The 22,902-nt window shown below is 54.5% G+C and carries 22 protein-coding genes; 5 read left to right on the forward strand and 17 right to left on the reverse strand.

Translation table 11 applies throughout. The features are described 5' to 3' along the window. The first annotated feature begins 1 nt into the window (after nt 1). Nucleotides 2-421, forward strand: a complete 420-nt coding sequence (gene nusB, locus ACB496_RS04875) for a transcription antitermination factor NusB (RefSeq protein ID WP_100777425.1) — start codon at nt 2-4, stop codon at nt 419-421. Between the two features lie 78 nt (nt 422-499). After that, nucleotides 500-1,471 (forward strand): thiamine-phosphate kinase, encoded by a 972-nt coding sequence (thiL, locus tag ACB496_RS04880; RefSeq protein ID WP_371974590.1) that lies wholly within the window; start codon nt 500-502, stop codon nt 1,469-1,471. Nucleotides 1,472-1,568: 97 nt separating this feature from the next. On the opposite strand, the gene ACB496_RS04885 is transcribed toward thiL, so the two are convergent. The 4 genes from ACB496_RS04885 to xseB all read right to left on the reverse strand — a co-directional run bounded on the left by ACB496_RS04885 (nt 1,569) and on the right by xseB (nt 5,643). Beyond that, nucleotides 1,569-2,543, reverse strand: a complete 975-nt coding sequence (locus tag ACB496_RS04885; RefSeq protein ID WP_371974591.1) for an aldo/keto reductase — start codon at nt 2,541-2,543, stop codon at nt 1,569-1,571. 68 nt (nt 2,544-2,611) lie between these two features. Next, entirely contained in the window at nt 2,612-4,474 is a 1,863-nt protein-coding gene (dxs, locus tag ACB496_RS04890) for a 1-deoxy-D-xylulose-5-phosphate synthase (protein WP_129035473.1), read from the reverse strand. A 26-nt stretch (nt 4,475-4,500) separates the two neighbouring features. Beyond that, entirely contained in the window at nt 4,501-5,400 is a 900-nt protein-coding gene (gene ispA / locus ACB496_RS04895; protein ID WP_371974592.1) for a (2E,6E)-farnesyl diphosphate synthase, read from the reverse strand. Then, entirely contained in the window at nt 5,401-5,643 is a 243-nt protein-coding gene (xseB, locus tag ACB496_RS04900) for an exodeoxyribonuclease VII small subunit (RefSeq protein WP_100777420.1), read from the reverse strand. Between the two features lie 193 nt (nt 5,644-5,836). Between xseB and thiI the strand changes: the two genes are divergently transcribed. Continuing rightward, nucleotides 5,837-7,285, forward strand: a complete 1,449-nt coding sequence (gene thiI, locus ACB496_RS04905; protein ID WP_371974593.1) for a tRNA uracil 4-sulfurtransferase ThiI — start codon at nt 5,837-5,839, stop codon at nt 7,283-7,285. A gap of 125 nt (nt 7,286-7,410) precedes the next feature. After that, a complete protein-coding gene (locus tag ACB496_RS04910) occupies nt 7,411-8,136 on the forward strand; it encodes a GntR family transcriptional regulator (protein WP_181827413.1) in 726 nt (241 codons plus the stop codon). Nucleotides 8,137-8,163: 27 nt separating this feature from the next. Here the strand turns inward: ACB496_RS04910 and ACB496_RS04915 are convergent, their stop codons facing one another. The 5 genes from ACB496_RS04915 to panE all read right to left on the reverse strand — a co-directional run bounded on the left by ACB496_RS04915 (nt 8,164) and on the right by panE (nt 13,270). Further along, complete coding sequence (locus ACB496_RS04915) at nt 8,164-8,886, reverse strand: glucosamine-6-phosphate deaminase (RefSeq protein WP_371974594.1); 723 nt, start codon at nt 8,884-8,886, stop codon at nt 8,164-8,166. A 9-nt stretch (nt 8,887-8,895) separates the two neighbouring features. Then, on the reverse strand, nt 8,896-10,209 hold the full coding sequence (locus ACB496_RS04920) for a 6-phospho-beta-glucosidase (protein WP_194512841.1): 1,314 nt from the start codon (nt 10,207-10,209) through the stop codon (nt 8,896-8,898). 12 nt (nt 10,210-10,221) lie between these two features. Next, entirely contained in the window at nt 10,222-11,490 is a 1,269-nt protein-coding gene (locus tag ACB496_RS04925) for a PTS sugar transporter subunit IIC (protein WP_102104298.1), read from the reverse strand. Between the two features lie 312 nt (nt 11,491-11,802). Beyond that, complete coding sequence (gene yajL / locus ACB496_RS04930) at nt 11,803-12,396, reverse strand: protein deglycase YajL (protein ID WP_107704150.1); 594 nt, start codon at nt 12,394-12,396, stop codon at nt 11,803-11,805. After that, on the reverse strand, nt 12,359-13,270 hold the full coding sequence (panE, locus tag ACB496_RS04935; protein WP_123429378.1) for a 2-dehydropantoate 2-reductase: 912 nt from the start codon (nt 13,268-13,270) through the stop codon (nt 12,359-12,361). The genes yajL and panE overlap by 38 nt, the downstream gene beginning before the upstream one ends. Nucleotides 13,271-13,397: 127 nt before the next feature. Here panE and ACB496_RS04940 point away from each other — a divergent pair, with 127 nt between their 5' ends. Continuing rightward, nucleotides 13,398-13,889 carry a YajQ family cyclic di-GMP-binding protein gene (locus ACB496_RS04940; RefSeq protein ID WP_371974595.1) on the forward strand — a complete coding sequence of 164 codons (492 nt, stop codon included), beginning with the start codon at nt 13,398-13,400 and terminating at the stop codon, nt 13,887-13,889. A gap of 32 nt (nt 13,890-13,921) precedes the next feature. Here ACB496_RS04940 and ACB496_RS04945 read toward each other — a convergent pair whose 3' ends face one another. The 8 genes from ACB496_RS04945 to ACB496_RS04980 form a co-directional block, all read right to left on the reverse strand. Then, the gene (locus tag ACB496_RS04945; protein WP_371974596.1) at nt 13,922-15,283 is read right to left on the reverse strand and encodes an MFS transporter; all 1,362 of its coding nucleotides are present in this window, start codon (nt 15,281-15,283) and stop codon (nt 13,922-13,924) included. 211 nt (nt 15,284-15,494) lie between these two features. Further along, nucleotides 15,495-16,382, reverse strand: a complete 888-nt coding sequence (gene cyoE / locus ACB496_RS04950; protein ID WP_100777411.1) for a heme o synthase — start codon at nt 16,380-16,382, stop codon at nt 15,495-15,497. Nucleotides 16,383-16,393: 11 nt separating this feature from the next. Further along, nucleotides 16,394-16,720, reverse strand: a complete 327-nt coding sequence (locus tag ACB496_RS04955; protein WP_100777410.1) for a cytochrome o ubiquinol oxidase subunit IV — start codon at nt 16,718-16,720, stop codon at nt 16,394-16,396. Continuing rightward, a complete protein-coding gene (locus tag ACB496_RS04960) occupies nt 16,720-17,334 on the reverse strand; it encodes a cytochrome o ubiquinol oxidase subunit III (RefSeq protein WP_095280996.1) in 615 nt (204 codons plus the stop codon). Before ACB496_RS04960 ends, ACB496_RS04955 begins: the two co-directional genes overlap by 1 nt. After that, the gene (gene cyoB, locus ACB496_RS04965; protein ID WP_100777409.1) at nt 17,324-19,315 is read right to left on the reverse strand and encodes a cytochrome o ubiquinol oxidase subunit I; all 1,992 of its coding nucleotides are present in this window, start codon (nt 19,313-19,315) and stop codon (nt 17,324-17,326) included. Before cyoB ends, ACB496_RS04960 begins: the two co-directional genes overlap by 11 nt. 16 nt (nt 19,316-19,331) lie before the next feature. Beyond that, nucleotides 19,332-20,279: a cytochrome o ubiquinol oxidase subunit II gene (gene cyoA, locus ACB496_RS04970; protein ID WP_100777408.1), complete on the reverse strand. Its 948-nt coding sequence runs from the start codon at nt 20,277-20,279 to the stop codon at nt 19,332-19,334. A gap of 479 nt (nt 20,280-20,758) precedes the next feature. Then, nucleotides 20,759-22,234, reverse strand: coding sequence for a muropeptide MFS transporter AmpG (gene ampG / locus ACB496_RS04975; RefSeq protein ID WP_371974597.1), 1,476 nt, complete (start codon nt 22,232-22,234; stop codon nt 20,759-20,761). Between the two features lie 46 nt (nt 22,235-22,280). Further along, the gene (locus ACB496_RS04980; RefSeq protein WP_100777406.1) at nt 22,281-22,859 is read right to left on the reverse strand and encodes a lipoprotein; all 579 of its coding nucleotides are present in this window, start codon (nt 22,857-22,859) and stop codon (nt 22,281-22,283) included. Nucleotides 22,860-22,902 lie beyond the last annotated feature (43 nt).

A 22,902-nucleotide genomic window follows, 5' to 3' on the forward strand; every position in this document is an offset into this window, starting at 1 on the left:
CGTGAAACCTGCTGCTCGTCGCCGCGCCCGTGAGTGTGCCGTCCAGGCGCTCTACTCCTGGCAGTTGTCCCAGAACGACATCGCTGATGTTGAATACCAGTTCCTGGCGGAACAAGACGTCAAAGACGTTGACGTCCTGTACTTCCGTGAACTGCTGTCGGGAGTGGCGACTAATAGCGCGTATCTCGACGGTCTGATGAAGCCGTACCTGTCCCGTCTGCTTGAAGAGCTGGGCCAGGTTGAGAAAGCAGTGCTGCGCATTGCGCTGTTTGAGCTGTCTAAACGTCAGGATGTGCCATACAAAGTGGCCATCAATGAAGCTATCGAACTGGCAAAAACCTTCGGTGCTGAAGACAGCCACAAATTTGTGAATGGCGTGCTGGATAAAGCCGCACCTGCGATCCGTCCCCACAAAAAGTGATCCGCAAACCGGAGTTTCGCACTGCCGCCTGGCTGTGCGGCTCCGGTTTTTTTATTTTTATTTGCTGAGGCATAACGTATGGCATGCGGCGAATTCTCCCTGATTGCCCGTTATTTTGACCGCGTTCGTAGCTCCCGTCTTGATGTTGAAACGGGCATTGGCGACGACTGCGCACTTCTCAATATTCCCGAAAAACAGACCCTGGCTATCAGCACCGACACCTTAGTGTGTGGGCGCCATTTCCTGGCGGATATCGATCCGGCCGATCTGGCCTACAAAGCGCTGGCGGTGAACGTAAGCGATCTGGCGGCGATGGGCGCCGATCCGGCGTGGCTGACGCTGGCACTTACCTTGCCGAACGTCGATGAAGCCTGGCTTGAAGCCTTCAGCAACGCGCTGTTTGAACAACTGAACTATTACGATATGCAGCTGATTGGCGGTGATACCACGGCCGGTCCGCTGTCGATGACGCTGGCGATCCACGGCTATGTGCCAGTCGGACGCGCGCTGAAACGCTCGGGCGCGAAGCCGGGCGACTGGATTTATGTCACCGGTACGCCAGGCGACAGCGCGGCGGGGCTGGCGATTTTGCAGGAACGTTTAACAGTGAACGACGCCGATGACGCAGCGTATCTGGTGAAACGCCACTTGCGCCCGACGCCGCGCATTCTGCACGGCCAGGCGCTGCGCGAGCGCGCCAGCTCGGCGATCGATCTGTCTGACGGTTTGATTTCCGATCTCGGGCACATTCTTAAGGCAAGTGGCGTCGGGGCGCGAGTTGATCTCGATACCTTCCCGCTGTCAGAGCAGATGCGTAAACACGTCGAGCCTGAGCAGGCGCTGCGCTGGGCGCTGTCCGGCGGTGAAGATTATGAGCTGTGCTTTACCGTCCCGGAGCTAAATCGCGGTACGCTGGATGTTGCCCTGGGCAATCTCGGCGCGCCGTTTACCTGTATCGGGCAGATTTTGCCTGATAGCGAGGGGATGCAGTTTGTGCAAAACGGCACCCCTGTGACACTCGACTGGAAAGGGTACGATCACTTCGCGTGATGTCGTGCGGTTTGTTGCCGGGTCGCGCTGGGCTTCCCGGCTGACAAAATCATACGCATTGCAGGCCGGGTAAGACGAAGCCGCCGCCCGGCTTTTTTTATTTAAATCCGACGACCGAATGCTGCTGATAGGGCGTTTCCAGCTCGGCAATCTGCTCCGGCGTCAGCGTCAAATCGACCGCATTCAGCAGTTCATCCAGCTGTTCTTCCCGCGACGTGCCGATAATCGGTGCCGCCACTCCGCGTTTGCTCAGAAGCCACGCCAGCGCCACCTGCGCGCGGGTAGCCCCTGTCTCCTCGGCGATACCGGCCAGACGTTCGGCGATCAGCGCATCGCTTGCCTGGGTATCGTTATACAGATTTTTACCCACTTCATCGGAAACGGATCGCGCGGTGGTTTCTCCCCATGGACGGGTTAAACGACCGCGTGCCAGCGGGCTCCAGGGGATCACCGCCACGCCTTCCCGATAGCACAGCGGCAGCATGTCGCGCTCTTCTTCACGATAGATCAGATTGTAGTGATCCTGCATAGTGACGAACCGCGCCCAGCCGTGCTGCTTCTGAAGATCCAGCGCTTCAGCAAACTGCGAGGCGTGCATTGACGACGCACCGATGTAGCGCGCTTTACCCGCTTTTACCACGTCGTCCAGCGCTTCAAGGGTCTCTTCTATCGGGGTGTTGTAGTCCCAACGGTGGATTTGCAGCAGATCGACATAATCCATGTTCAGACGCTTCAGGCTGGCATCAATTGAACGCAGGATTTGCGCGCGGGACAGCCCTTCAGTTAAATCGCCTGAGGGATAGTAAACCTTGGTGGCAACCACCACTTCGTCGCGGCGGGAAAAATCCCGCAGCGCGCGGCCCACAATTTCTTCGCTGCTGCCGTCGGAATAGCTGTTTGCCGTATCGAAGAAGTTAATGCCGCCGTCGAGGGCGTGTTTGATGATAAGGCGGCTGCTCTCTTCCGGCAGCGTCCAGGCATGGTTTCCCCGTTGAGGTTCGCCAAAGGTCATACAGCCCAGACAAAGACGGGAAACCTTAAGATCTGTTTTTCCTAACGTGTTGTATTGCATGCTTCCACTCCTGCTGATTGCTTAAAATACTATCTTTAAGCATAGCAGGAGGGAAAAGAGGGGAGATGTTACGCCAGCCAGCTGCGGATTTTCGCTTCAATTCCGGCAGCATCCAGGCCAATCGCCGCGCGGGCTTCGTCCTGAGTTCCTTGCGGAATAAAGTAGTCTGGCAGGCCGAGATTCAGCACCGGAACTGGCTTGCGATGCGCCATCAGCACTTCGTTCACGCCGCTTCCTGCGCCGCCCATAATAGCGTTCTCTTCCAGGGTGACCAGCGAATCGTGACGCGCCGCCATCTCCAGAATTAACGTTTCATCCAGCGGTTTGACAAAGCGCATATCCACCAGGGTCGCATTGAGCGATTCCGCGACTTTCGCCGCCTCAGGCATCAATGTACCGAAGTTGAGGATTGCCAGTTTTTCGCCGTGACGTTTAACGATGCCTTTCCCGATAGGCAATTTCGCCAGCGGTTCCAGCTCGACGCCCACGGCGTTGCCGCGCGGATAACGCACTGCGCTTGGGCCGTCCTGATAGTGATACCCGGTAAAGAGCATCTGACGGCATTCGTTCTCGTCGCTTGGCGTCATCACGACCATGTCCGGGATACAGCGCAGGAAGGAGAGATCAAACGCCCCCTGGTGCGTCTGCCCGTCGGCACCGACGATACCAGCACGGTCGATAGCAAACAGCACCGGCAGCTTCTGGATTGCGACGTCGTGGATCACCTGGTCGTAGGCGCGCTGCAGGAAAGTCGAGTAGATAGCCACAATCGGTTTATAGCCACCAATTGCCAGACCGGCTGCGAACGTCACCGCGTGCTGTTCGGCAATCGCCACGTCAAAATACTGGCCCGGGAATTTTTTGGAGAACTCCACCATGCCGGAGCCTTCACGCATGGCAGGCGTCACGGCCATTAGCTTGTTGTCTTTAGCCGCTGTTTCGCACAGCCAGTCGCCGAAAATTTTCGAATAGCTTGGCATCCCGCCGCTGCTTTTTGGCAGACAGCCGCTGGTCGGATCGAATTTAGGCACGGCGTGGAAGGTGATCGGGTCTTTTTCCGCGGGCTCGTAGCCACGCCCTTTTTTAGTCATGATGTGCAGGAACTGCGGGCCTTTCAGGTCGCGCATGTTCTTGAGCGTAGAGACCAGACCCAGCACGTCATGCCCGTCCACCGGGCCAATGTAGTTAAAGCCCAGCTCTTCAAACAGGGTGCCGGGAACCACCATGCCTTTGATGTGCTCTTCGGTGCGTTTCAGCAGCTCTTTGATCGGTGGCACGCCGGAGAAGACTTTTTTACCGCCTTCACGCAGAGTGGAATAGAGTTTGCCGGAGAGCAGCTGCGCCAGGTGGTTGTTGAGCGCACCGACGTTTTCTGAGATCGACATTTCATTGTCGTTAAGGATCACCAGCATATCGGGCATGATATCGCCCGCGTGGTTCATCGCCTCAAACGCCATACCCGCCGTGATCGCGCCATCGCCAATCACGCAGACGGTGCGGCGCTGTTTATTCTCTTTTTCCGCCGCCACGGCAATGCCGATACCCGCAGAAATTGATGTGGAGGAGTGACCGACGCTTAAGACGTCGTACTCGCTCTCACCGCGCCATGGGAAAGGATGCAGCCCGCCTTTCTGGCGGATCGTACCAATTTTATCGCGACGGCCGGTGAGAATTTTGTGCGGATAAGCCTGATGACCGACATCCCAGATCAACTGGTCAAACGGGGTGTTGTAGACGTAGTGCAGCGCAACGGTCAGCTCCACCGTGCCAAGCCCGGAGGCGAAATGTCCGCTGGAACGACTCACGCTGTCGAGCAGGTAACGACGCAGTTCGTCGCTCAGCTTCGGCAGGCTCTCTTTCGGCAACAGACGTAACTCCTGGGTGGAGTCAACCAACGCCAGTGTCGGGTATTTGGCAATATCAAAACTCATCAAAGGCTCATCGAGATTTAGTATGTTTATTTATCACGCTGGATTATATAGTCCGCTAGCGCTTCCAGTGCCGAGGTATCAAGCGATTGTGCGGCCAGCAGATTCAGCGACTGGCGGGCATCATCGATCAGGTCCCGGGCTTTACGTTGGGCTTGCTCAAGGCCCAGCAGGGCGGGGTAGGTACTTTTGCCAAGCTGCTGGTCTGCACCCTGACGTTTTCCCAATATTGCAGTATCGCCCACCACATCCAGAATGTCATCCTGAACCTGGAAAGCCAGACCGATACTTTCGGCGTATCTGTCCAGAACGGGCAGGGCTTCACGCCCCTGTTCACCCGCGCTCAGCGCGCCCAGGCGAACGGCTGCACGGATCAGCGCACCTGTTTTATGACGGTGGATGCGCTCAAGCTGTTCCAGATTAACCTGACGACCTTCCGCTTCCAGATCCAGCGCCTGACCACCGCACATACCAGCGATGCCGCTGGCCATCGCCAGCTCAGAAACCATCGCCAGACGGTCACGGTCGGCCACTTCAACCATCGGCGCATCGCTCAGAATAGAGAACGCCAGCGTCTGCAGAGCATCACCGGCCAGAATGGCATTGGCTTCGCCAAACTTGATATGGCACGTCGGCTGGCCGCGACGTAAATCGTCGTCGTCCATCGCCGGTAAATCATCGTGGATCAGCGAGTAGGCATGAATGCACTCAACGGCGGCCGCTGGCGCATCCAGCGTGTCATTGCTGATGCCAAACATATTGCCCGTAGCATAGACGAGGAACGGGCGCAGACGCTTTCCACCTAAGAGTGCGCCATAGTGCATGGCTTCAACCAGTGGAGTGTTCTTAAAAGGCTGTGGTTCAATAAAACGACGCAGCGCGTCGTTGGCACGTTCCACACATTCCTGAAGCGCTTTGGCGAAATCCATTTACTCAGCGTCCGGTGTAAAAGGGGTTGTGGCGGCGTCTTCGCTATCGGACAGCAGAATTTGCACACGCTGTTCGGCCTGCTGCAATTTAACCTGCCCCTGGCGCGCAAGCTGCACGCCGCGTTCGAATTCATTGAGCGCGTCTTCCAGCGGCAGGTCGCCACTTTCCAGACGAGTCACAATTTGCTCCAGCTCACTCAGCGCAGTTTCGAAACTGGCTGGTGCGTCATTTTTCTTCGGCATAGTGAATGTAGACTCTCATATTTTCAGCCCCGTCATGGTAGCGGACTCGGGCGGATAAGCAAATAACGCGCAATGTGCACAGGAGCACCGCTATAGTGGTATACTTCCGCGCCTGGATGCAGCCACGGGTGTGGGCTGCTGTACTCTTTTCCATCACAAGCCTTTACGGGCTTGCCAACGAAACATTGCCGCCATGAAGTTTATCATTAAATTGTTCCCGGAAATCACCATCAAAAGCCAATCTGTGCGTTTGCGCTTTATTAAAATTCTGACCGGAAACATTCGTAACGTTTTAAAAAATTATGACGAAACCCTTGCCGTGGTTCGTCACTGGGATCACGTCGAAGTGCGCGCCAAGGACGAAAACAAGCGTCTGGATATTCGCGATGCGCTGACCCGCATTCCCGGGATTCACCATATTCTGGAAGTTGAGGACGTTCCGTTTACCTCACTGCACAATATTTTTGAACTGTCGCTTGCTCAGTACCGCGATCAGATCGAAGGCAAAACCTTCTGCGTGCGCGTAAAGCGTCGTGGTAAACATGAATTCAGCTCGATCGAAGCCGAACGTTATGTTGGCGGCGGTCTGAACCAGCACGTCGAATCGGCGCGCGTGAAGCTGACCAACCCGGAAGTGACCGTCAATCTGGAGATCGAAAACGATCGCCTGCTGCTGGTCAAAGGCCGCTACGAAGGGATTGGCGGGTATCCGATTGGGACGCAAGAAGATGTGCTGTCCCTGATTTCCGGTGGTTTCGATTCTGGCGTCTCCAGCTACATGCTGATGCGTCGCGGCTGCCGCGTGCATTACTGCTTCTTTAACCTGGGCGGTGCGGCGCACGAGATCGGCGTTCGTCAGGTCGCGCATTATCTGTGGAACCGTTTTGGCAGTTCCCACCGCGTGCGTTTTGTGGCGATCAACTTTGAGCCTGTGGTCGGCGAAATCCTCGAAAAAGTGGACGACGGCCAGATGGGTGTGGTGCTGAAACGCATGATGATGCGTGCGGCGTCGAAAGTAGCCGAGCGCTACGGCGTGCAGGCGCTGGTAACAGGCGAAGCCCTGGGCCAGGTCTCCAGCCAGACCCTGACCAACCTGCGTCTGATCGATAACGTCTCGGATACGCTGATCCTCCGTCCGCTGATCTCGCACGACAAAGAGCACATCATCGATCTGGCGCGCAAAATCGGTACGGAAGATTTTGCCCGTACCATGCCGGAATACTGCGGTGTGATCTCGAAAAGCCCGACTGTGAAAGCGGTGAAGGCGAAGATCGAAGCGGAAGAGCAAAACTTCGATTTCGAGATCCTCGAAAAAGTGGTTGCTGAAGCAACGAACGTTGATATCCGTGAAATTGCGCAGCAGACCGATCAGGACGTGGTAGAAGTAGAAACCGTAAGCGGATTCAGCGCCAACGACGTGATCGTGGATATCCGCGCCATCGACGAGCAGGATGCCAGCCCGCTGAGCGTGGAGGGCGTTGAAGTTGTCTCTCTGCCGTTCTACAAGCTGAGCTCCAAGTTTGGCGATCTGGAGAAGGATAAAACCTATCTCCTGTGGTGCGAGCGTGGCGTGATGAGCCGCCTGCAGGCGCTCTACCTGCGCGAGCAGGGCTTTACCAATGTGAAGGTATATCGCCCGTAAGCAATGCCCTTCGGGGCGCGCTCCACGATCAGGCCGGGTAAGGCGAAGCCGCTACCCGGCTTTTTTATTTCCAAATTTTGCGCCCATGGTAAAGTAACGATCCGTCAGGACGCCGCGAGGGTAGTATGCATAAATACCTGGAAATAAAAGAAAAGATAAAAAAGGATATTCTCGATCAGAAATATCGAATCGGAGAAAGTATTCCCTCTGAGCGCGATCTCGCCAGCGTGTATCACGTGACGCGGGTGACGGTGCAAAAAGCGATGGCGAATCTGGTTCAGGAAGGGTATATCGAGCGCATTCATGGTAAGGGCATGTTTGTGCTGAAAAATACCGCCAGCAATATTTATATCCTCAACAATGAAAAGAGCGACAGCATTCTGGGGTTTTCCCGCGAATTCCAGGGGCGGGTCAAGGTCACCAGCCGCTTAATTACCTTCACGACTATTCAGGCCGATCCCTCGTTGGCACAACACCTTGAGATTAAGCCTGGCGACGATGTCTGGTTTATCCGCCGCGTGCGTCTTCTGGATGGACAGCCCGTACTGGTCGAAGACACCAATATTCCTGTGCAAACGATCGCGGTGATTCCACAGTCCGTTCTCGAAAAAGGATCGCTGTATGGCTATATCGAAGAGTACACCGGGAAAAAAATCAGCGATGCGGATTCGTTAATTGAGGCGGCGCTGTTCGACCGCGAGCTGGCTACGCTTCTGGGTATTACACCGGGGCAAGCGATGCTGAAAATTACTGAAGTCACCCGCCTGAGTGATAAAAAAGCCTTTAACTATTCGATTAGCTATAACCGTGCGGATCTGTTTCGGGTTAAGAATCTACGCATTGAAAGATGACAGGCGCGAGCGCGCCTGTCGGAGCGTTTATAGCTGAGCCGCAGCGGCTTTATCTACCAGCATTTGCACCTGCGGATGGGCTTTTAACAGGGTCGCCGGAATACTGGCGTCGATATCTGAGCGCAGAGTCTGCGCCACGATAGCGGCCTTTTTCTCGCCGCTGGCCATCACAACCACTGACTTCGCCGCCAGAATCGTTTTCATCCCCAGAGAAATTCCCTGTTTCACGTCGCGCGCCTGGCCGAAATACTTCACGGAAACCGACTGGGTGACCTCATCCAGATCGACAACGTGACACTCCGTATCCTGTGCTGCGCCGGGCTCATTAAAGCCGATATGACCATTCATACCGATGCCGAGCACGATAATATCAATGCTTCCGTGGCCTGCGATGAAACGATCCACGCGGCGGCACTCCTGCGCAGGGTCGGTCGTAAGGCCGTCAAAGAAGCAGATCTGTTCATCCCGTAACGTCAGACGGCTGAAGAAATGCCCCCAGACCATCTCGCGACAGCTCCCCTTATCGGCTTTGCCCAGCCCCAGCCACTCGTCCAGGCCGACAAACGCCGCGCGGGAAAAATCGACGTTGCCCTCTTCGCTGGCACGAACCAGAACATCAAACACCCCCAGCGGCGTATCGCCCCCGGCAATGCAGATCAGGGCATCCGGTTTGCGGGTGACGGTGTCGATCACGCGCTGGGCCACAGTGGCGCTGAGCGCCCGGTAATCTTCAACAATTTCAACGTTCATCGCAGTTCCTTAGCGTTTCGTGTATTGCGGCAAATAGGCGTGGTTCACTTCCAGATACTCATCGAGGATCTGCTCGGCAATGGCGGCGGAGGGCACGATGGGGTTGATGCTCAGCGCCAGCAGGGCGGTGGCATAATCTCCGGTGACGGCGGCCTCGACGGTCAGCTCTTCGTAGGCTTTGACACTCTGGATTAACCCGCGAATTTTCACCGGAAGTCTGCCGTAGGCCAGCGGATGGGCACCGTTTTTATCGATGACGGCATTGGTTTCCAGGGTGACGTGATCCGGCAGATCTGGCGTCGCGCCGTTATTCACTGTGTTGACCACGTGCACTTCTTTTTTGTCGTTGAAAATCGAGCTGATGATGGAGCAGGCCGTGTCGGAGTACCACGCACCACCGCGCTGCTCCAGCTCTTTCGGCTTGTGGTTCAGGTTCGGGTCCTGGTACAGCTCAAACAGTTTGCGCTCGATTTCACGCGTTTGCTCACCGCGTGTGCCCTTATTTGCGCAATCGCGGATAGCCGTTTCCGTCATTTCGCGGGTCAGGAAGTAATACTTGAGATAGGAGATCGGATACATGTGCAGCGCGCGGGCAAAGCGCGCGGTAAAGCCGATATCCGGGATGTTTTTCAGCGAGTTATTAGCGCTGCCAACGGCCAGTTTTTCGATAAAATCATCGGTGCAATCGTCGCCTTTCACATAAATTTTATCGGCAAAGATCAGGTGGTTCAGGCCGATGATCCGCGCGTAGATATCTGCTTTGCGGACATCATAGGCTTTGGCGATGTCCATCATCATGCTATTTGCACCGCTGCAAATCCCGATGGTCTTAATCGCAGAGTGACGAGTGATGGCTTCTGTCACAATGCCCGCCGGGTTAGTGAAGTTGATAAGCCACGCGTTCGGGCACCATTTTTCCATCGCTTTGCAGATATCCAGCAGCACAGGAATGGTGCGCTGGGCTTTCATAAAACCGCCTGGCCCGGTGGTTTCCTGGCCGAGTACGCCGTATTTCAGCGGGATTTTCTCATCGTTAATGCGCGCATCAAGGAAGCCGACGCGCAACTGAGTAGTAACGAAATCGGCATCTTTCAGAGCCGTTTCCCGATCCAGCGTCAGGTGAATGTTCATCGGGATACCCGCTTGCGCCACCATGCGCTGGGCGAGCTTGCCGACGATCTCCAGCTTCTCTCTCCCTTCTTCAATGTCCAGCAGGTAGAAATCGGTGACCGGCAGTTCGTCGTAGCGTTTGATAAATCCATCGATCAATTCCGGCGTATAGCTTGAGCCACCACCAATCGTGACAATTTTGAGCTTTTTCATCGTGAATCCTTTTTACAAGATGGGATCGGGGAGTTTTTCAGCTTCACGGCGCGAGTGTTCTTCCGCCGCTTCTGTTTCTAACTGTTTGCGTTCTGCAAGTTTGAAAAACGGCAGCCAGACGAGGGCTGAAATGGCAATGGTGCAGACTGACCAAATCACGGCCGGAATATTGCCTCCGGTGACAAACCAGGCCGCGAAAATAGGCGGCATAGTCCAGGGGATCTGCAGTACCGGGCGGCCAATAATGTCGAAATACATCAGCGCGTAAGTCGACGTACAGAGAATCATCGGGGTTAAGGTAAAGGGGATCATCAGTAACGGGTTAAAGACAATCGGGCAGCCAAATATCACCGGCTCATTGATGCAAAATATTGCGGAGGGCAAAGAGAGTTTGCCGACCGATTTATACAGCTTGCTGCGCGAGCGCATCATCGCCATGACTAACCCAAGCGTCGCACCGGTGCCGCCGAGACACATAAAGACGATATAAAACCCGTCGGCGGTGATGTGCGGAATAGGCTGGTGGTGTAAATAGGCCTGGGTATTTTCGGCGATGTATTTCAGGAAGATCGGCGCGGTAATACCGGAGAGCACGTTGTCGCCATGAATACCGCAACACCAGAGCAGTGAGATCAAAAAGATTAAGACCAGCATGCCGGGAAGCGATCCTAAGCCGGTGACCAGCGGGCTGAGAATAAGCGTAAAGAAATTATTAATATCGAAGTTAAGAATGACCCTAACGAACCAGATTAACGTAATCGCCACCGCCGCTGGGATCAGGCTTGCGAAAGACTGGGCGACCGCAGGGGGGACGCCCTCGGGGAGTTTAATCACCACGTTATGATGAATAAAGAAACGGACAATTTGCACCGTCAGAATCGAGAGAATAATGGCGGAGAAAAGCCCGGCAGCTCCCAGGTTATCGACATTGAGCTGGTACTTATCGTTAAGCTGGGCCAGTAAAAAGACCACCATGGTGATGATGGCGCAGGTCAGGGCGTTGAGGCTGTACTCTTTCGCCAGGTTGTAGCTGATGCCGATGGCTGAAATCAGCCCGATGGCGCCGAAGGTCACGGCAACCGGTGCGCTGAGCTTCTCGGCGTAAGGGCCAAGCCAGTCGGTCCAGCCCGGAATCGGTAAATTCGCGAGGATCAGAAACAGACTGCCGGTAATGGTGAAGGGGAGCGTCAGGGCAATGCCGTTACGCACCGCCACCAGGATTTTGTTTTCACCGACGCGAATCAGGACAGGAATGACTCTGTTCTCAAGAAATGTAATCACATTGCTTACTCCAGAAGAGATTTCTGTTCTTCGCCATTCTTCATTTCCAGACCGCTTTAGTGGGCGAAGTGTTTAACTGGTATATGCCAGTTAAAATGAGTTTTTCACGGAAGCCTGTGGCTGTCAAACAGAGGGGAAACGACAAAGGGAATCTGTATCTCAATGAAAATACGCAGTTTTAGTCACGGTGAAAGTGCGTGATGAGAATCAGTGTCAGAAAGAAAGATAAGAATTGTGATTCCCGCCGCAATTATCAGCAGAGAAAATAAAGGCCGGCGCGATGGCCAGCCTGAGGGGAATAACAGCGTCTATTTACGCTTCGTAGTAGTTATAAATCCCTGCGGCCATCACCAGCGAGGACGCGACCTCATAGGCTTTTTCTCGCCCGACAAGCAGATCGATAATCTTGAGTGCAAAATCAATCGAGGTTCCCGGCCCCTGGCTGGTCAGCAGGTTGACGCGCGGATCCCAGACCACCCGTTTATCGACCCACTGTCCCTCGGGGATGCGGTCTTTCAGCGCCGGGAAGCCGGTCATGTTGCCGATGGGGAAGAGGTCATGGGGAACCAGTACGGTGGCTGCCGCAGCGCAGAGGGTGGCGACAATTCGCCCGGAGAGATGAAACTGGCGCACGGTTTCGACCAAAAGGGGGCTGTCGCGAAAACACTCCGCTCCTTTCAGGCCGCCGGGCAGAACAATCACATCGAAATCGCCGTCCGCCACTTCTACCAGCGGTGCATCGGCCAGCAGCTTCACGCCGCGCGAGCAGACGATAGTCAGATTGCCATCGCTGGCGACGCTGGCGGTGGTGACGTTTATCCCGCCGCGAACCAGCAAATCAATGGTCGTGACTGCTTCTGTCTCTTCGCTACCAGGGGCGAGGCATACCAGTGCCGACGCGCTCATACTCACTCTCCTTACGTTTAACCAGGTCATACAGGCGGATATTTTCCGGCACGTTGATGCCATGTGCGCGGGCTCGTTTGAGCAGATAGCCGGTGATGTAGTCGATTTCTGTGTGCCGCTGTGCGCGCACATCCTGCAGCATCGATGAGATATTTTCAGCAGTGCTGTCGATAATCTGCTCGACGTAATAACGGATATCGTCTTCTGAGGTGTGTATGCCCTCACGCTCAATCACGGCCGCGACTTCAGCGCACAGGGCCGCCACTTCCTGCGGATGGTTTTTCAGTTCACCGTTCGGGCAGTCCAGGAGCGCCGTTAGTGGATTGATCACGCAGTTGACCGCCAGTTTGCGCCACAGCTGTGGGCGAATGTTGTTGTGCCAGGCCACGTCGGGCAGCACATGCTGCAGCACGTCGGCGAGATAGCTGTAATCGCCATCCTGCTCGCGCGCCGGTCCCATATGGGTAACGCCGCTTGCCACGTGGACGATGATATTACCGTCGCGACGGGCCGCATGGGTGGTGATCGCCATCAGCAGCGGCTGTGGGATGCTTTTGAGCTCTTCGAGGGTGCCCATGCCGTTATGCACCAGAAGAATGGGCGTGGTGCGGGGCAGGGTGTTCGCCAGTGCTCTGACGGCATCCGAGACCTGCCAGGCCTTTAAGGTGACCAGCAGCAGGTCGCTTTGCGCCAGGAAATCAGGATCGTTGGCGGTGAGCGATTCGTTAAAGATACTTCCATCTTCATCGATCAGGTTTACACTGCAATACGGCTGGGGGACGCGTAGCCAGCCTTGTACCTCGTGTCCATGTTTGCACAATGCGGTGAGCCAAAGCTGGCCCAGGGCTCCGCATCCGAGCACGGTAATTTTCATTGTTCCTCCTCACCTGCAACTGCGCCAGGCGTGTCGGTTAAGTATAGCGCCGTCAGCTAAGCTTCTGTTGAGTTATGCCTCGTTGCGGGTATTATGCAACGCAACAAAAGTAAAGGGAGAAGAAAAGATGCCATCTTTCGATATTGTTTCAGAAGTTGATATCCAGGAAGTCCGCAACGGTGTGGATAACGCCAGCCGTGAAGTTGAGTCACGTTTCGATTTTCGTGGTGTAGAGGCGAGTTTTGAGCTGAACGACGCGAATAAGACCATCAAGGTGCTGAGCGAGTCCGATTTCCAGGTCAATCAGTTACTGGATATTCTGCGTGCCAAGCTGTTAAAACGCGGTATTGAAGGGACGTCTCTGGATGTGCCGGATGAGTTCGTGCACAGCGGCAAAACCTGGTTTGTTGAAGCCAAACTTAAGCAGGGTATTGAGAGCGCGATGCAGAAGAAAATCGTTAAGCTCATCAAAGACAGTAAGCTGAAAGTGCAGGCGCAAATTCAGGGCGAAGAGATTCGTGTCACCGGTAAAGCGCGCGACGATCTGCAGGCCGTGATGGCGCTGGTGCGCGGCGGCGACCTGGGACAGCCGTTCCAGTTTAAGAACTTCCGCGATTAAAAACGAAAATGCCCGGCAAGCCGGGCATTTTTTCAGGCTTTGATAGCCTGTTCCACTTCGAAGCGATTGGTGACTTTACTGTCGATTTTGACGTAAGCACTACGCTCTTCTGGGACGATCAGCACTTCGCTGACCCCTTCTGTTGTTTCCAGCCGCTGTTTCAGCGCGTCGCTTATCTCCACACCGTCCGGGATTTCCACCCGCAGGCTGCTTACGTAGCGCGGCTCTTTCATGGTGCTGGCAACCAGCAGCCAGACCATCGCCAGCAGTGCGCCGGCAAGAAATACGGTCTGCGAATCGAATAATCCGTCTACCCAGCCGCCGAACGAACCGCCGATGCCGACGCCCAAAAACTGGCTGGTGGAGTAAATGCCCATCGCCGTGCCTTTGTATCCGGCTGGGGATTCTTTGCTGATTAACGATGGCAGCAGGGCTTCCATCAGGTTAAAGGCGAGGAAGAACAGCTGCACGCCCAGCACCAGCTCCCAGAAGTGTGGACCGGAGCCCCACAGCACAATTTCTGCGATTAATAACAGCGCCACACAGCCCAGGAATACGCGCTTCATGCGACGTTTTACTTCGGCGTAGATGATAAACGGCACCACGGAAACAAAGGAGATCAGCATCGTTACCAGGTAAATCTTCCAGTGCTCCGCCGCCGGGAATCCGGCTGCCGCCAGCTGGCCGGGGAGGGCCACGAAGGTGGACATCAACAGGATGTGCAGACACATGATGCCGAAGTTGAGCTTCAGCAAACGCGGTTCAACGATGACTTTACTGAAGCAGCCTTTCACCATGCCCGATTCACGGTTGAGAACGTGATTTTTACTGTCCGGCACCACCCAAATCGTTAGCGCAATGCCAATCGTCGCCAGTACGGCAATCATCCAGAAGAGGGCATTCAGGCCCAGCTTATGGGTAATGATCGGGCCAAGCACCATGGCAATAGCAAAGGTGACGCCAAAGCTCACGCCAATAAACGCCATCGCTTTGGTTCGGTTCTGTTCGCGGGTTAAATCCGAGAGCAGCGCCATTACGGCGGCGGCAATCGCCCCTGAGCCTTGCAGCGCACGGCCAAGAATAATGCCCCAGATGGAGTGTGACAGCGCGGCAATAATGCTGCCGAGGACAAAGATCAGCAGGCCGCCGACAATCAGTGGCTTACGGCCCACGCGATCGGAGAGTAGCCCGAAGGGGATCTGAAATATCGCCTGGGCCAGGCCATAAATGCCAATTGCCAGACCAATTAACGCCTCGCTGGCGCCCTGAAGTGCCATACCATAGGTAGTCAGAACAGGCAGGACCATAAACATGCCAAGCATGCGCAGCGAGAAAACAGTCCCTAAACCCCAGGTTGCGCGCAGTTCGCCTGGTGTCATTTTATAATCGTTCATTACCACCTCTGTTCAAAAGCAGGCACTAGTGTAGGCGGGGTGTTAAGTGCGGTAAATAGGTGTTTGTTTAAGAGATATTACGGGGGCTAAACATTGCCGGTGGCGGCTTCATTTTACCCGGCCTGACGGTTACGCAGGCCTGTGCAAGCGGAGCGCGACAGGGCAAAAAAAAGCCGGGTTATCATCACCCGGCTTGTTCAAATCAGCGTGCTTACCAGACGTAAGTCAGCAGATTGTGTGAATCAGGCACCATAAAGTCGACGGACATCATCACGGACAGGGAGGTGATAGCGACAATCGAGAACACAAACAGCTTACGTGCCCACACTTTATCGTCTTCCACTTTGTACCCGCGCAGCGCCATACCGAGCCACCAGACGCTCACCGCAGCAGCCACCACCAGATATTTGTATCCAGCGTAGCCTCCGAGAGAGAGCATCAGCGTCGCCACAGCGAAGGCGATGATGTACAGCGTGATGTGATTCTTGGCGACTGAAATACCTTTCACGACCGGCAGAACCGGGATGTTCGCTGCCTGATAATCCTTGAAGCGGAAAATCGCAATGGCGTAGGAGTGCGGCATCTGCCACAGGCTAAAGATAGCCAGCAGAATCAGCGCACCGCTGTCGAACTCGTTCGTGACGGCGCAGTAGCCAATCACCGGCGGCGCAGCGCCGGAGAGAGAACCAATCAGCGTACCGTAGACGGAGTGACGTTTCATATACAGGCTGTAGACGCCCACATACACCACGAAACCCATCACCCCCAGCCAGCAGGCCAGAGGGTTGGCACCAAACCACAGCAGCATAAAGCCAGCAAAGCCCAGCAAGGTGGCGTACACCAGCGAGACGGCAGGAGATATCAGGCCTTTGACAAGCACCCGATTCTTGGTCCTTTCCATCTTCCTGTCGATATCCATGTCGATGTAGTTGTTAAATACACAACCGGACGCAACCACCAGTGACACGCCAATCAACGTGGATGCGAAGAGGGTGTAGTCAATGCTGCCCTTAGAGGCCAACAGGAACCCTCCGATCACGGAGATCAGGTTGCCAAAGATGATGCCTGGTTTCGTTACTTGCAGGTATTGCTTAAACATACTCGCCGCTCTTAGTGAACCATCATGTTGTAGTTCAGGTTCCACATAATCCAGATGGAACCGACTACCAGGATAGCGATGATAATCACGGTAAAGATGAAGGCCGTCATGTTCCAGCCCTCATCGGATTTGGTGTTCATGTGCAGGAAGCAAACCAGATGCACCAGAATCTGCACCACAGCGGAGATCAGGACTGTGCCCAGAATCACCGTGTGAGAAGCCGTTCCGCTCATCACCATCCAGAACGGGAGCGCCGTCAGGATGATCGACAGGATGAAACCTGTCATATAGGTTTTCACGCTACCGTGGGAAGCGCCATGATCGTTAGTATGACTCATTACATCGCCCCCATCAGATAGACAACCGAGAACACGCAGATCCACACCACGTCCAGGAAGTGCCAGAACAGACTCAGGCACATGATACGGGTGCGGTTAGTATTGGTCAGGCCGCGACGATAAACCTGGAACATCAGCACCGCCATCCAGATCAGACCAGATGTTACGTGCAGACCGTGGGTCCCTACCAGTGCGAAGAACGCTGACAGGAAGCCACTGCGATCCGGGCCCATGCCTTCAGCAATCAGGTGATGGAATTCATAGAGTTCCATCCCGATAAATCCAGCACCAAACAACCAGGTCAACGCCAGCCAGGAGACAACCTGGCTCTTGTTGTTTTTGTACATGGCGATCGCCGCCATGCCGTAGGTGATGGAGCTGAACAGCAGCAGAGCGGTTTCAACCAGAACGAACGGCAGCTCGAAAATGTCCTTGCCAGTCGGGCCGCCCGCTGTGCCGTTCACCAGAACGGCATAGGTCGCGAACAGACAGCAGAACAGAATGCAGTCGCTCATCAGGTAGATCCAGAAGCCGAAGACTTTCATCGGCCCTGTATCGTGGTGCGCGTGGTCATGCGCATGGGCAGTTGGGTGCGCCAAAGTATCAGTTGCCATTTTTCAGCCCCGCTTTAGAAATCTCATCGAAATGCTGGTTTTCCAGTTTTTCGACTTCACGGACTGGTACGTAGTAGTCCACGTCCTCGTCAAAGCTCTTCACAATCCAGCTAATGATCACGCCAGCGAAGCTCGCGATCGCCAGCCACCAGATGTGCCAGATCATGGCGAAGCCAAATACCGTTGCGAAGGCGGCAATCACAATGCCCGCACCGCTGTTTTTCGGCATGTGGATCTCTTCGTAATGCTCAGGTTGCTTGTACGCTTCGCCTTTCTCTTTCATTTCCCAGAATGCGTCGCGCTCATGGATCTGCGGCACAATGGCAAAGTTATAGAACGGAGGCGGGGAAGAGGTTGCCCACTCCAGCGTACGGCCACCCCATGGGTCACCGGTCAGGTCACGGTTCTGCTCGCGGTCGCGAATAGAGACGTAGAACTGAATCAGCTGGCATGCGATACCCATTGCAATCAGTACCGCACCACAGGCTGCAACTACCAGCATTGGGTGGAACTGTGGATCAATCTGCTGGCTCAGGCGACGGGTCATACCCATGAAGCCGAGCACGTACAGCGGCATGAAGGCCACGAAGAAACCAACGATCCAGAGCCAGAATGCGCGTTTGCCCCAGGTTTCGTTCAGCGTGAAGCCAAACGCTTTAGGCCACCAGTAGGTTACGCCAGCGAAGCAGCCGAAGACGACGCCGCCGATGATAACGTTATGGAAGTGCGCAATCAGGAACAGACTGTTGTGCAGAACGAAGTCAGCACCCGGTACCGCCAGCAGTACGCCGGTCATCCCACCTACAGAGAAGGTGACGATGAAGCCGATGGTCCACAGCATTGCTGAGTGGAACACAATACGGCCCTGATACATGGTGAACAGCCAGTTGAAGATCTTCACCCCGGTCGGGATGGCGATAATCATGGTGGTAATACCGAAGAAGGCGTTTACGTTCGCGCCCGCACCCATGGTGAAGAAGTGGTGCAGCCAAACTATGAACGACAGGACGGTAATACACACGGTTGCCCACACAAGCGAGGTGTAACCAAACAGGCGTTTACGCGAGAAGGTCGCGGCGATTTCGGAGAACACACCGAAGACCGGCAGAACCAGGATGTACACTTCCGGGTGACCCCATGCCCAAATCAGGTTGATGTACATCATCATGTTGCCGCCCATATCATTCGTGAAGAAATGGGTGCCCAGATAACGATCCAGGGTCAGCAACGCGACGGTAACCGTCAGAATTGGGAAGGAGGCAATAATCAGGATGTTGGCGCACAGAGATGCCCAGGTAAATACCGGCATCTTGAACATGGTCATGCCAGGGGCACGCATCTTGATAATGGTCACGAAGAAGTTAATACCGGTCAGGGTCGTACCGATACCGGAGAGCTGAATCGCCCAAATCCAGTAATCGACGCCTACGCCTGGACTGTATTCAATTCCCGAAAGCGGCGGGTAAGCCAGCCAGCCGGTCTGTGCGAATTCGCCCACACCCAGTGACAGGTTAACCAGGATAACGCCGACAACCGTGAACCAGAAGCTCAGGTTGTTCAGGAACGGGAACGCTACGTCGCGCGCGCCGATTTGCAGCGGCACAACCACGTTCATCAGACCGATAACCAGCGGCATCGCCACGAAGAAGATCATAATCACGCCGTGCGCGGTAAAGATCTGGTCGTAGTGGTGCGGTGGCAGGAAGCCGGCCTCACCTGCCGAAGCAAGTGCCTGCTGGCTACGCATCATGATTGCATCGGCAAAGCCACGAATTAACATGACGATACCGACGATGCAGTACATGATACCGAGTTTTTTGTGGTCAACCGAAGTCAGCCACTCATTCCACAGGTAACTCCACTTACCGAAGTAAGTGATCAGGCCCAGTAAGGCCGCGCCACCAATGATAATTGCAGCAATCGTAACCACGATAATCGGTTCATGGTACGGCACTGCATCCAGTGTCAATTTTCCGAACATTTTCTTCCTCGGCCCCTTAGTGAGAGGTTTCCGCGTGGCTCATGTCCATGCCTTCCATACCTTCGTGCGAGCTGTGCTCACCTTCTGGCTGAGTCATGTTCATGCTCTTCCCGTGGTCCATAAATTTGTTCACAACGTCTTTAAACAAATCAGGTTTCACGTTAGAGAAGTACTCCACCTTGTTGTATTCGCTAGGTGTTGCCACTTTCTCGAATGCCGCCATGTCAGACATGGTGTTAGTAGACTGTTTCGCTTTAGCGACCCACTGGTCGAAAGCGGCACGGTCCGGCGTCGCGATAGCTTTGAACTTCATACCTGAGAAGCCCGGGCCACTATAGCTGGCGGAGATACCGTCGTAGGTGCCTGCTTCATTCGCGATCAGGTGCAGGTTTGTCTGCATACCGGCCATCGCGTAGATCTGGCTGCCCAGACGCGGAATAAAGAAGGAGTTCATCACGGAGTTAGAAGTGACTTTGAACTGCACCGGAGTGTTCGCCGGGAAGGCGATTTCATTCACGGTAGCAATGCCCTGCTCCGGATAGATGAAGAACCATTTCCAGTCCATGGAGACCACTTCAATGGTAATCGGTTTTTCATCGTGAACCAGCGGTTTGCTCGGCTCAAGCGCGTGAGTGGTTTTCCATGTCAGCACGGCAAGGAACAGGATGATCAGGATAGGCACCGTCCAGACCACAGCCTCCACTTTATTGGAGTGTGACCAGTTAGGGCTATACTTCGCATCTTTATTGCTCGCACGGTACTTCCAGGCGAAACCAACTGCCATCAAAATGGCAGGAATAACGACAATCATCATCAGGCCGAAGGCCGTCAGAATCAGTGAACGTTGTTCCAGTCCAATCTGTCCTTTGGGGTCGAGAAGCGCAGAATCACAGCCACTGAGTAAAACAGTGCCTGCAAATAACGACAACCATCCCAAACTTTTATTGTATTTCCTAAGTGTCATTTAACGACCTCAATTCCACGGGGACCTGGTGGCGTTTAAAGTGTGGGGGCATTTTACGGGAAGGTTACATTACTGTAAACATCATTAGCCCTGTGTCAGGAAGGTGTTACCGGGTTCTGCCGCACGTGTCACATGTGTTGCAAATTATGTCTATTTTTAAGACAAAAGCCCGATGGTACGGGAGTTATAACGAAAGGGCTTACAAGGATACCGCAAACGGGGCAATTGGTATAACCATTGTTAGAAATAAACAATAAATTAACAAAAAAGCATCAATTAAAAGACAATTGAAATACGAAAATTTAATCTGCCAGAAGCTGAATCGTTTAATGAAAAATAGCGAAGCAGGGGAGGTTCCAATAATTTCCGGAACCTATCCAGCACAAAACAACAAATATTTTTTCTAGCCGAGGTCGGTTATTTCTCCGTTATAATTTCGTGTCGTTATTACCACGGTAAATAACCTTTCGGTTTTAGCTTCAGGTCAGCCGCGTTTTACGCAGTGCCATGAAATCGAGAAGACCCCCGATGACAATCCCGATGACAGCAAGTAACCCGCCGACGTCCAGCAGGACCGCTTCAAACGGCAATTCAAGCGCCGTGGAGGCGTTGATAATCAACAGGATCAGCCACAGCGCCAGCATCACACAGCCGACCAGCAACAGCCGCAGGGCAAAGCGATAAGCACCCTGATATTCCGTGCGCGGCATAAAGTGATCCGTCTTCTGGGTATATTCCAGCGTCTGTCGGCAGACCAGCAGCAATAATATTCCTGGGACCGCAGCAAAAACGGAGAACAGATAAAACGTCGGCCAGCCGTGCGCTTCGACAAACCAGCCTGCAATCGGCCCGACATACACCCGACCGACAGCGGATAGGGCAGAGAGCAGCGCAAACTGTGTCGCGGAAAACGACTTATTGCAGAGCGTCATTAACAGGGCGACAAATGCCGCTGTCCCCATCCCGCCGCACAGGTTTTCAAAGAACACGGCGGCAGCCATGCTGAACATCTGTTTATCGGTAATAGAGAGCAGCCAGTAACCGGCATTGGAGACGCCCTGCAAAATGCCGAAAATCAGCAGGGCGCGGAACAGCGACAGACGCTGCATCAACACGCCGCCATACAGCGCGCCTAAAATGGTTGCAAACAGCCCCAGCGTTTTATTCACCACCCCGACTTCACCCGCATCAAACCCGACACCGCGAATCAGGAACGTGGTGGTCAGGCTCATGGCAAACGCATCGCCGAGCTTATAAAGGACGATCAGCAGTAAAATCAGCCAGGCGTTGTTGCGCCCAAAGAAGTCCCGCAGCGGTTCAGCGACGGCCTGTTCGAGCGTACGGGGAACCGGGATAACATCGCTCGGTTCAGGGGCAAAAAAGGTCGCAATAATGCACGGGATAAGAAGGGCGGCCATCAGCCAGTACATCCCCTGCCAGCCGAGATAGCGGTCGGCCAGCCACAGGGCTAACCCGCCGGACACCAGCATCCCCAGGCGGTAGCCCAGAACGCTAATCGCCGCGCCGGTCCCGCGCTCTTCTGCCGGTAGCACATCCGTTTTCCAGGCATCAAAAACGATATCCTGCGAGGCTGAACAGAAGGCGATAACTACCGCCAGGGCGGCCATCCAGCGTAATTGTGTTGACGGCTCCAGGAACCCCATTGCGGCGATCGCCAGCAACAGCAGAATCTGAGTCATCACCAGCCAGCCACGGCGTCTGCCGAGGAATGGCGGGGTATAGCGGTCCATCACCGGCGACCATAAAAACTTAAAGACATAGGCCTGGCCGACAAGGGAGAAGAAACCAATGGTTTTGAGATCGATATTCTCGACCGTCATCCAGGCCTGAAGCGTGCCGGAGGTGAGGGCGAGAGGTAAACCGGAGGCGAAACCAAGGATCAGCAATATCGCTGATTTTGGCTGCTGGAAAATGCGCAAGTAATGACTGGACATGTTTCTATATGACTGACCCGGCGAAGCGCCGGGTCAGTGTGCGGGATTAACGCGCGTTCTGCTTGATGAATTCGTGAATGCTGGTGTCCTGCGCCATGTCGGCGATGGTATCCGTCAGCACGCTATTCACTGCGTTAGCAATGTTCTGGTTGGAGGCCTGGAAAGCACCTTCAACCGAGTAGCTTGCACGATAGTTTTTGTTCATCTTGTTGCCGTTCTTCGCGGTGGCGATGATGGCGATATCCGCTTTGGTGGAGATATTGTAACGCACATTGCCCTGAGAAACGTCGGCATACAGATTGTTGACAATGATCTGCAGATCAACAGCACCGCTTGGGCCAACCATGTAGCCGCGAGCGGTCATCTGTTTTTCCAGCACTTCCTGCAGCAGGAAGCGCAGGTCGCGGGAAGCGGTCAGCGTTACCTGTTGGTTGTCGCGAGTCACTTTTGCCAGCGCTTGATCCTGACGCTGATCGGCACCGTTAATACTTACGGTGACGCCCATCAGGCTTGGGTCCTGCTGTGGCAGGGTAATTTTAGGCGAAACGTCAATGGTGGTCGGCGGAGTGGCGCAACCAGCCAGCATGAAGAGAGCTACCAGCGGAAAGAAGAGTTTTTTTAACATTTCAGGTTCTCAACGGATCGTTAGCATATACAGAGAAAAATTG

The sequence above is a fragment of the Lelliottia nimipressuralis genome (assembly GCF_041464075.1).
Lineage (GTDB): Bacteria > Pseudomonadota > Gammaproteobacteria > Enterobacterales > Enterobacteriaceae > Enterobacter > Enterobacter nimipressuralis.

Excerpts from the sequence above, each read along its gene's own strand:
- thiL (WP_371974590.1), top strand. The coding sequence starts at position 500 with ATGGCATGCGGCGAATTCTCCCTGATTGCCCGTTATTTTGACCGCGTT.
- ACB496_RS04885 (WP_371974591.1), bottom strand. The coding sequence starts at position 2,543 with ATGCAATACAACACGTTAGGAAAAACAGATCTTAAGGTTTCCCGTCTT.
- dxs (WP_129035473.1), bottom strand. The coding sequence starts at position 4,474 with ATGAGTTTTGATATTGCCAAATACCCGACACTGGCGTTGGTTGACTCC.
- ispA (WP_371974592.1), bottom strand. The coding sequence starts at position 5,400 with ATGGATTTCGCCAAAGCGCTTCAGGAATGTGTGGAACGTGCCAACGAC.
- xseB (WP_100777420.1), bottom strand. The coding sequence starts at position 5,643 with ATGCCGAAGAAAAATGACGCACCAGCCAGTTTCGAAACTGCGCTGAGT.
- thiI (WP_371974593.1), top strand. The coding sequence starts at position 5,837 with ATGAAGTTTATCATTAAATTGTTCCCGGAAATCACCATCAAAAGCCAA.
- ACB496_RS04910 (WP_181827413.1), top strand. The coding sequence starts at position 7,411 with ATGCATAAATACCTGGAAATAAAAGAAAAGATAAAAAAGGATATTCTC.
- ACB496_RS04915 (WP_371974594.1), bottom strand. The coding sequence starts at position 8,886 with ATGAACGTTGAAATTGTTGAAGATTACCGGGCGCTCAGCGCCACTGTG.
- ACB496_RS04920 (WP_194512841.1), bottom strand. The coding sequence starts at position 10,209 with ATGAAAAAGCTCAAAATTGTCACGATTGGTGGTGGCTCAAGCTATACG.
- yajL (WP_107704150.1), bottom strand. The coding sequence starts at position 12,396 with ATGAGCGCGTCGGCACTGGTATGCCTCGCCCCTGGTAGCGAAGAGACA.
- panE (WP_123429378.1), bottom strand. The coding sequence starts at position 13,270 with ATGAAAATTACCGTGCTCGGATGCGGAGCCCTGGGCCAGCTTTGGCTC.
- ACB496_RS04940 (WP_371974595.1), top strand. The coding sequence starts at position 13,398 with ATGCCATCTTTCGATATTGTTTCAGAAGTTGATATCCAGGAAGTCCGC.
- ACB496_RS04945 (WP_371974596.1), bottom strand. The coding sequence starts at position 15,283 with ATGAACGATTATAAAATGACACCAGGCGAACTGCGCGCAACCTGGGGT.
- cyoE (WP_100777411.1), bottom strand. The coding sequence starts at position 16,382 with ATGTTTAAGCAATACCTGCAAGTAACGAAACCAGGCATCATCTTTGGC.
- ACB496_RS04955 (WP_100777410.1), bottom strand. The coding sequence starts at position 16,720 with ATGAGTCATACTAACGATCATGGCGCTTCCCACGGTAGCGTGAAAACC.
- ACB496_RS04960 (WP_095280996.1), bottom strand. The coding sequence starts at position 17,334 with ATGGCAACTGATACTTTGGCGCACCCAACTGCCCATGCGCATGACCAC.
- cyoB (WP_100777409.1), bottom strand. The coding sequence starts at position 19,315 with ATGTTCGGAAAATTGACACTGGATGCAGTGCCGTACCATGAACCGATT.
- cyoA (WP_100777408.1), bottom strand. The coding sequence starts at position 20,279 with ATGACACTTAGGAAATACAATAAAAGTTTGGGATGGTTGTCGTTATTT.
- ampG (WP_371974597.1), bottom strand. The coding sequence starts at position 22,234 with ATGTCCAGTCATTACTTGCGCATTTTCCAGCAGCCAAAATCAGCGATA.
- ACB496_RS04980 (WP_100777406.1), bottom strand. The coding sequence starts at position 22,859 with ATGTTAAAAAAACTCTTCTTTCCGCTGGTAGCTCTCTTCATGCTGGCT.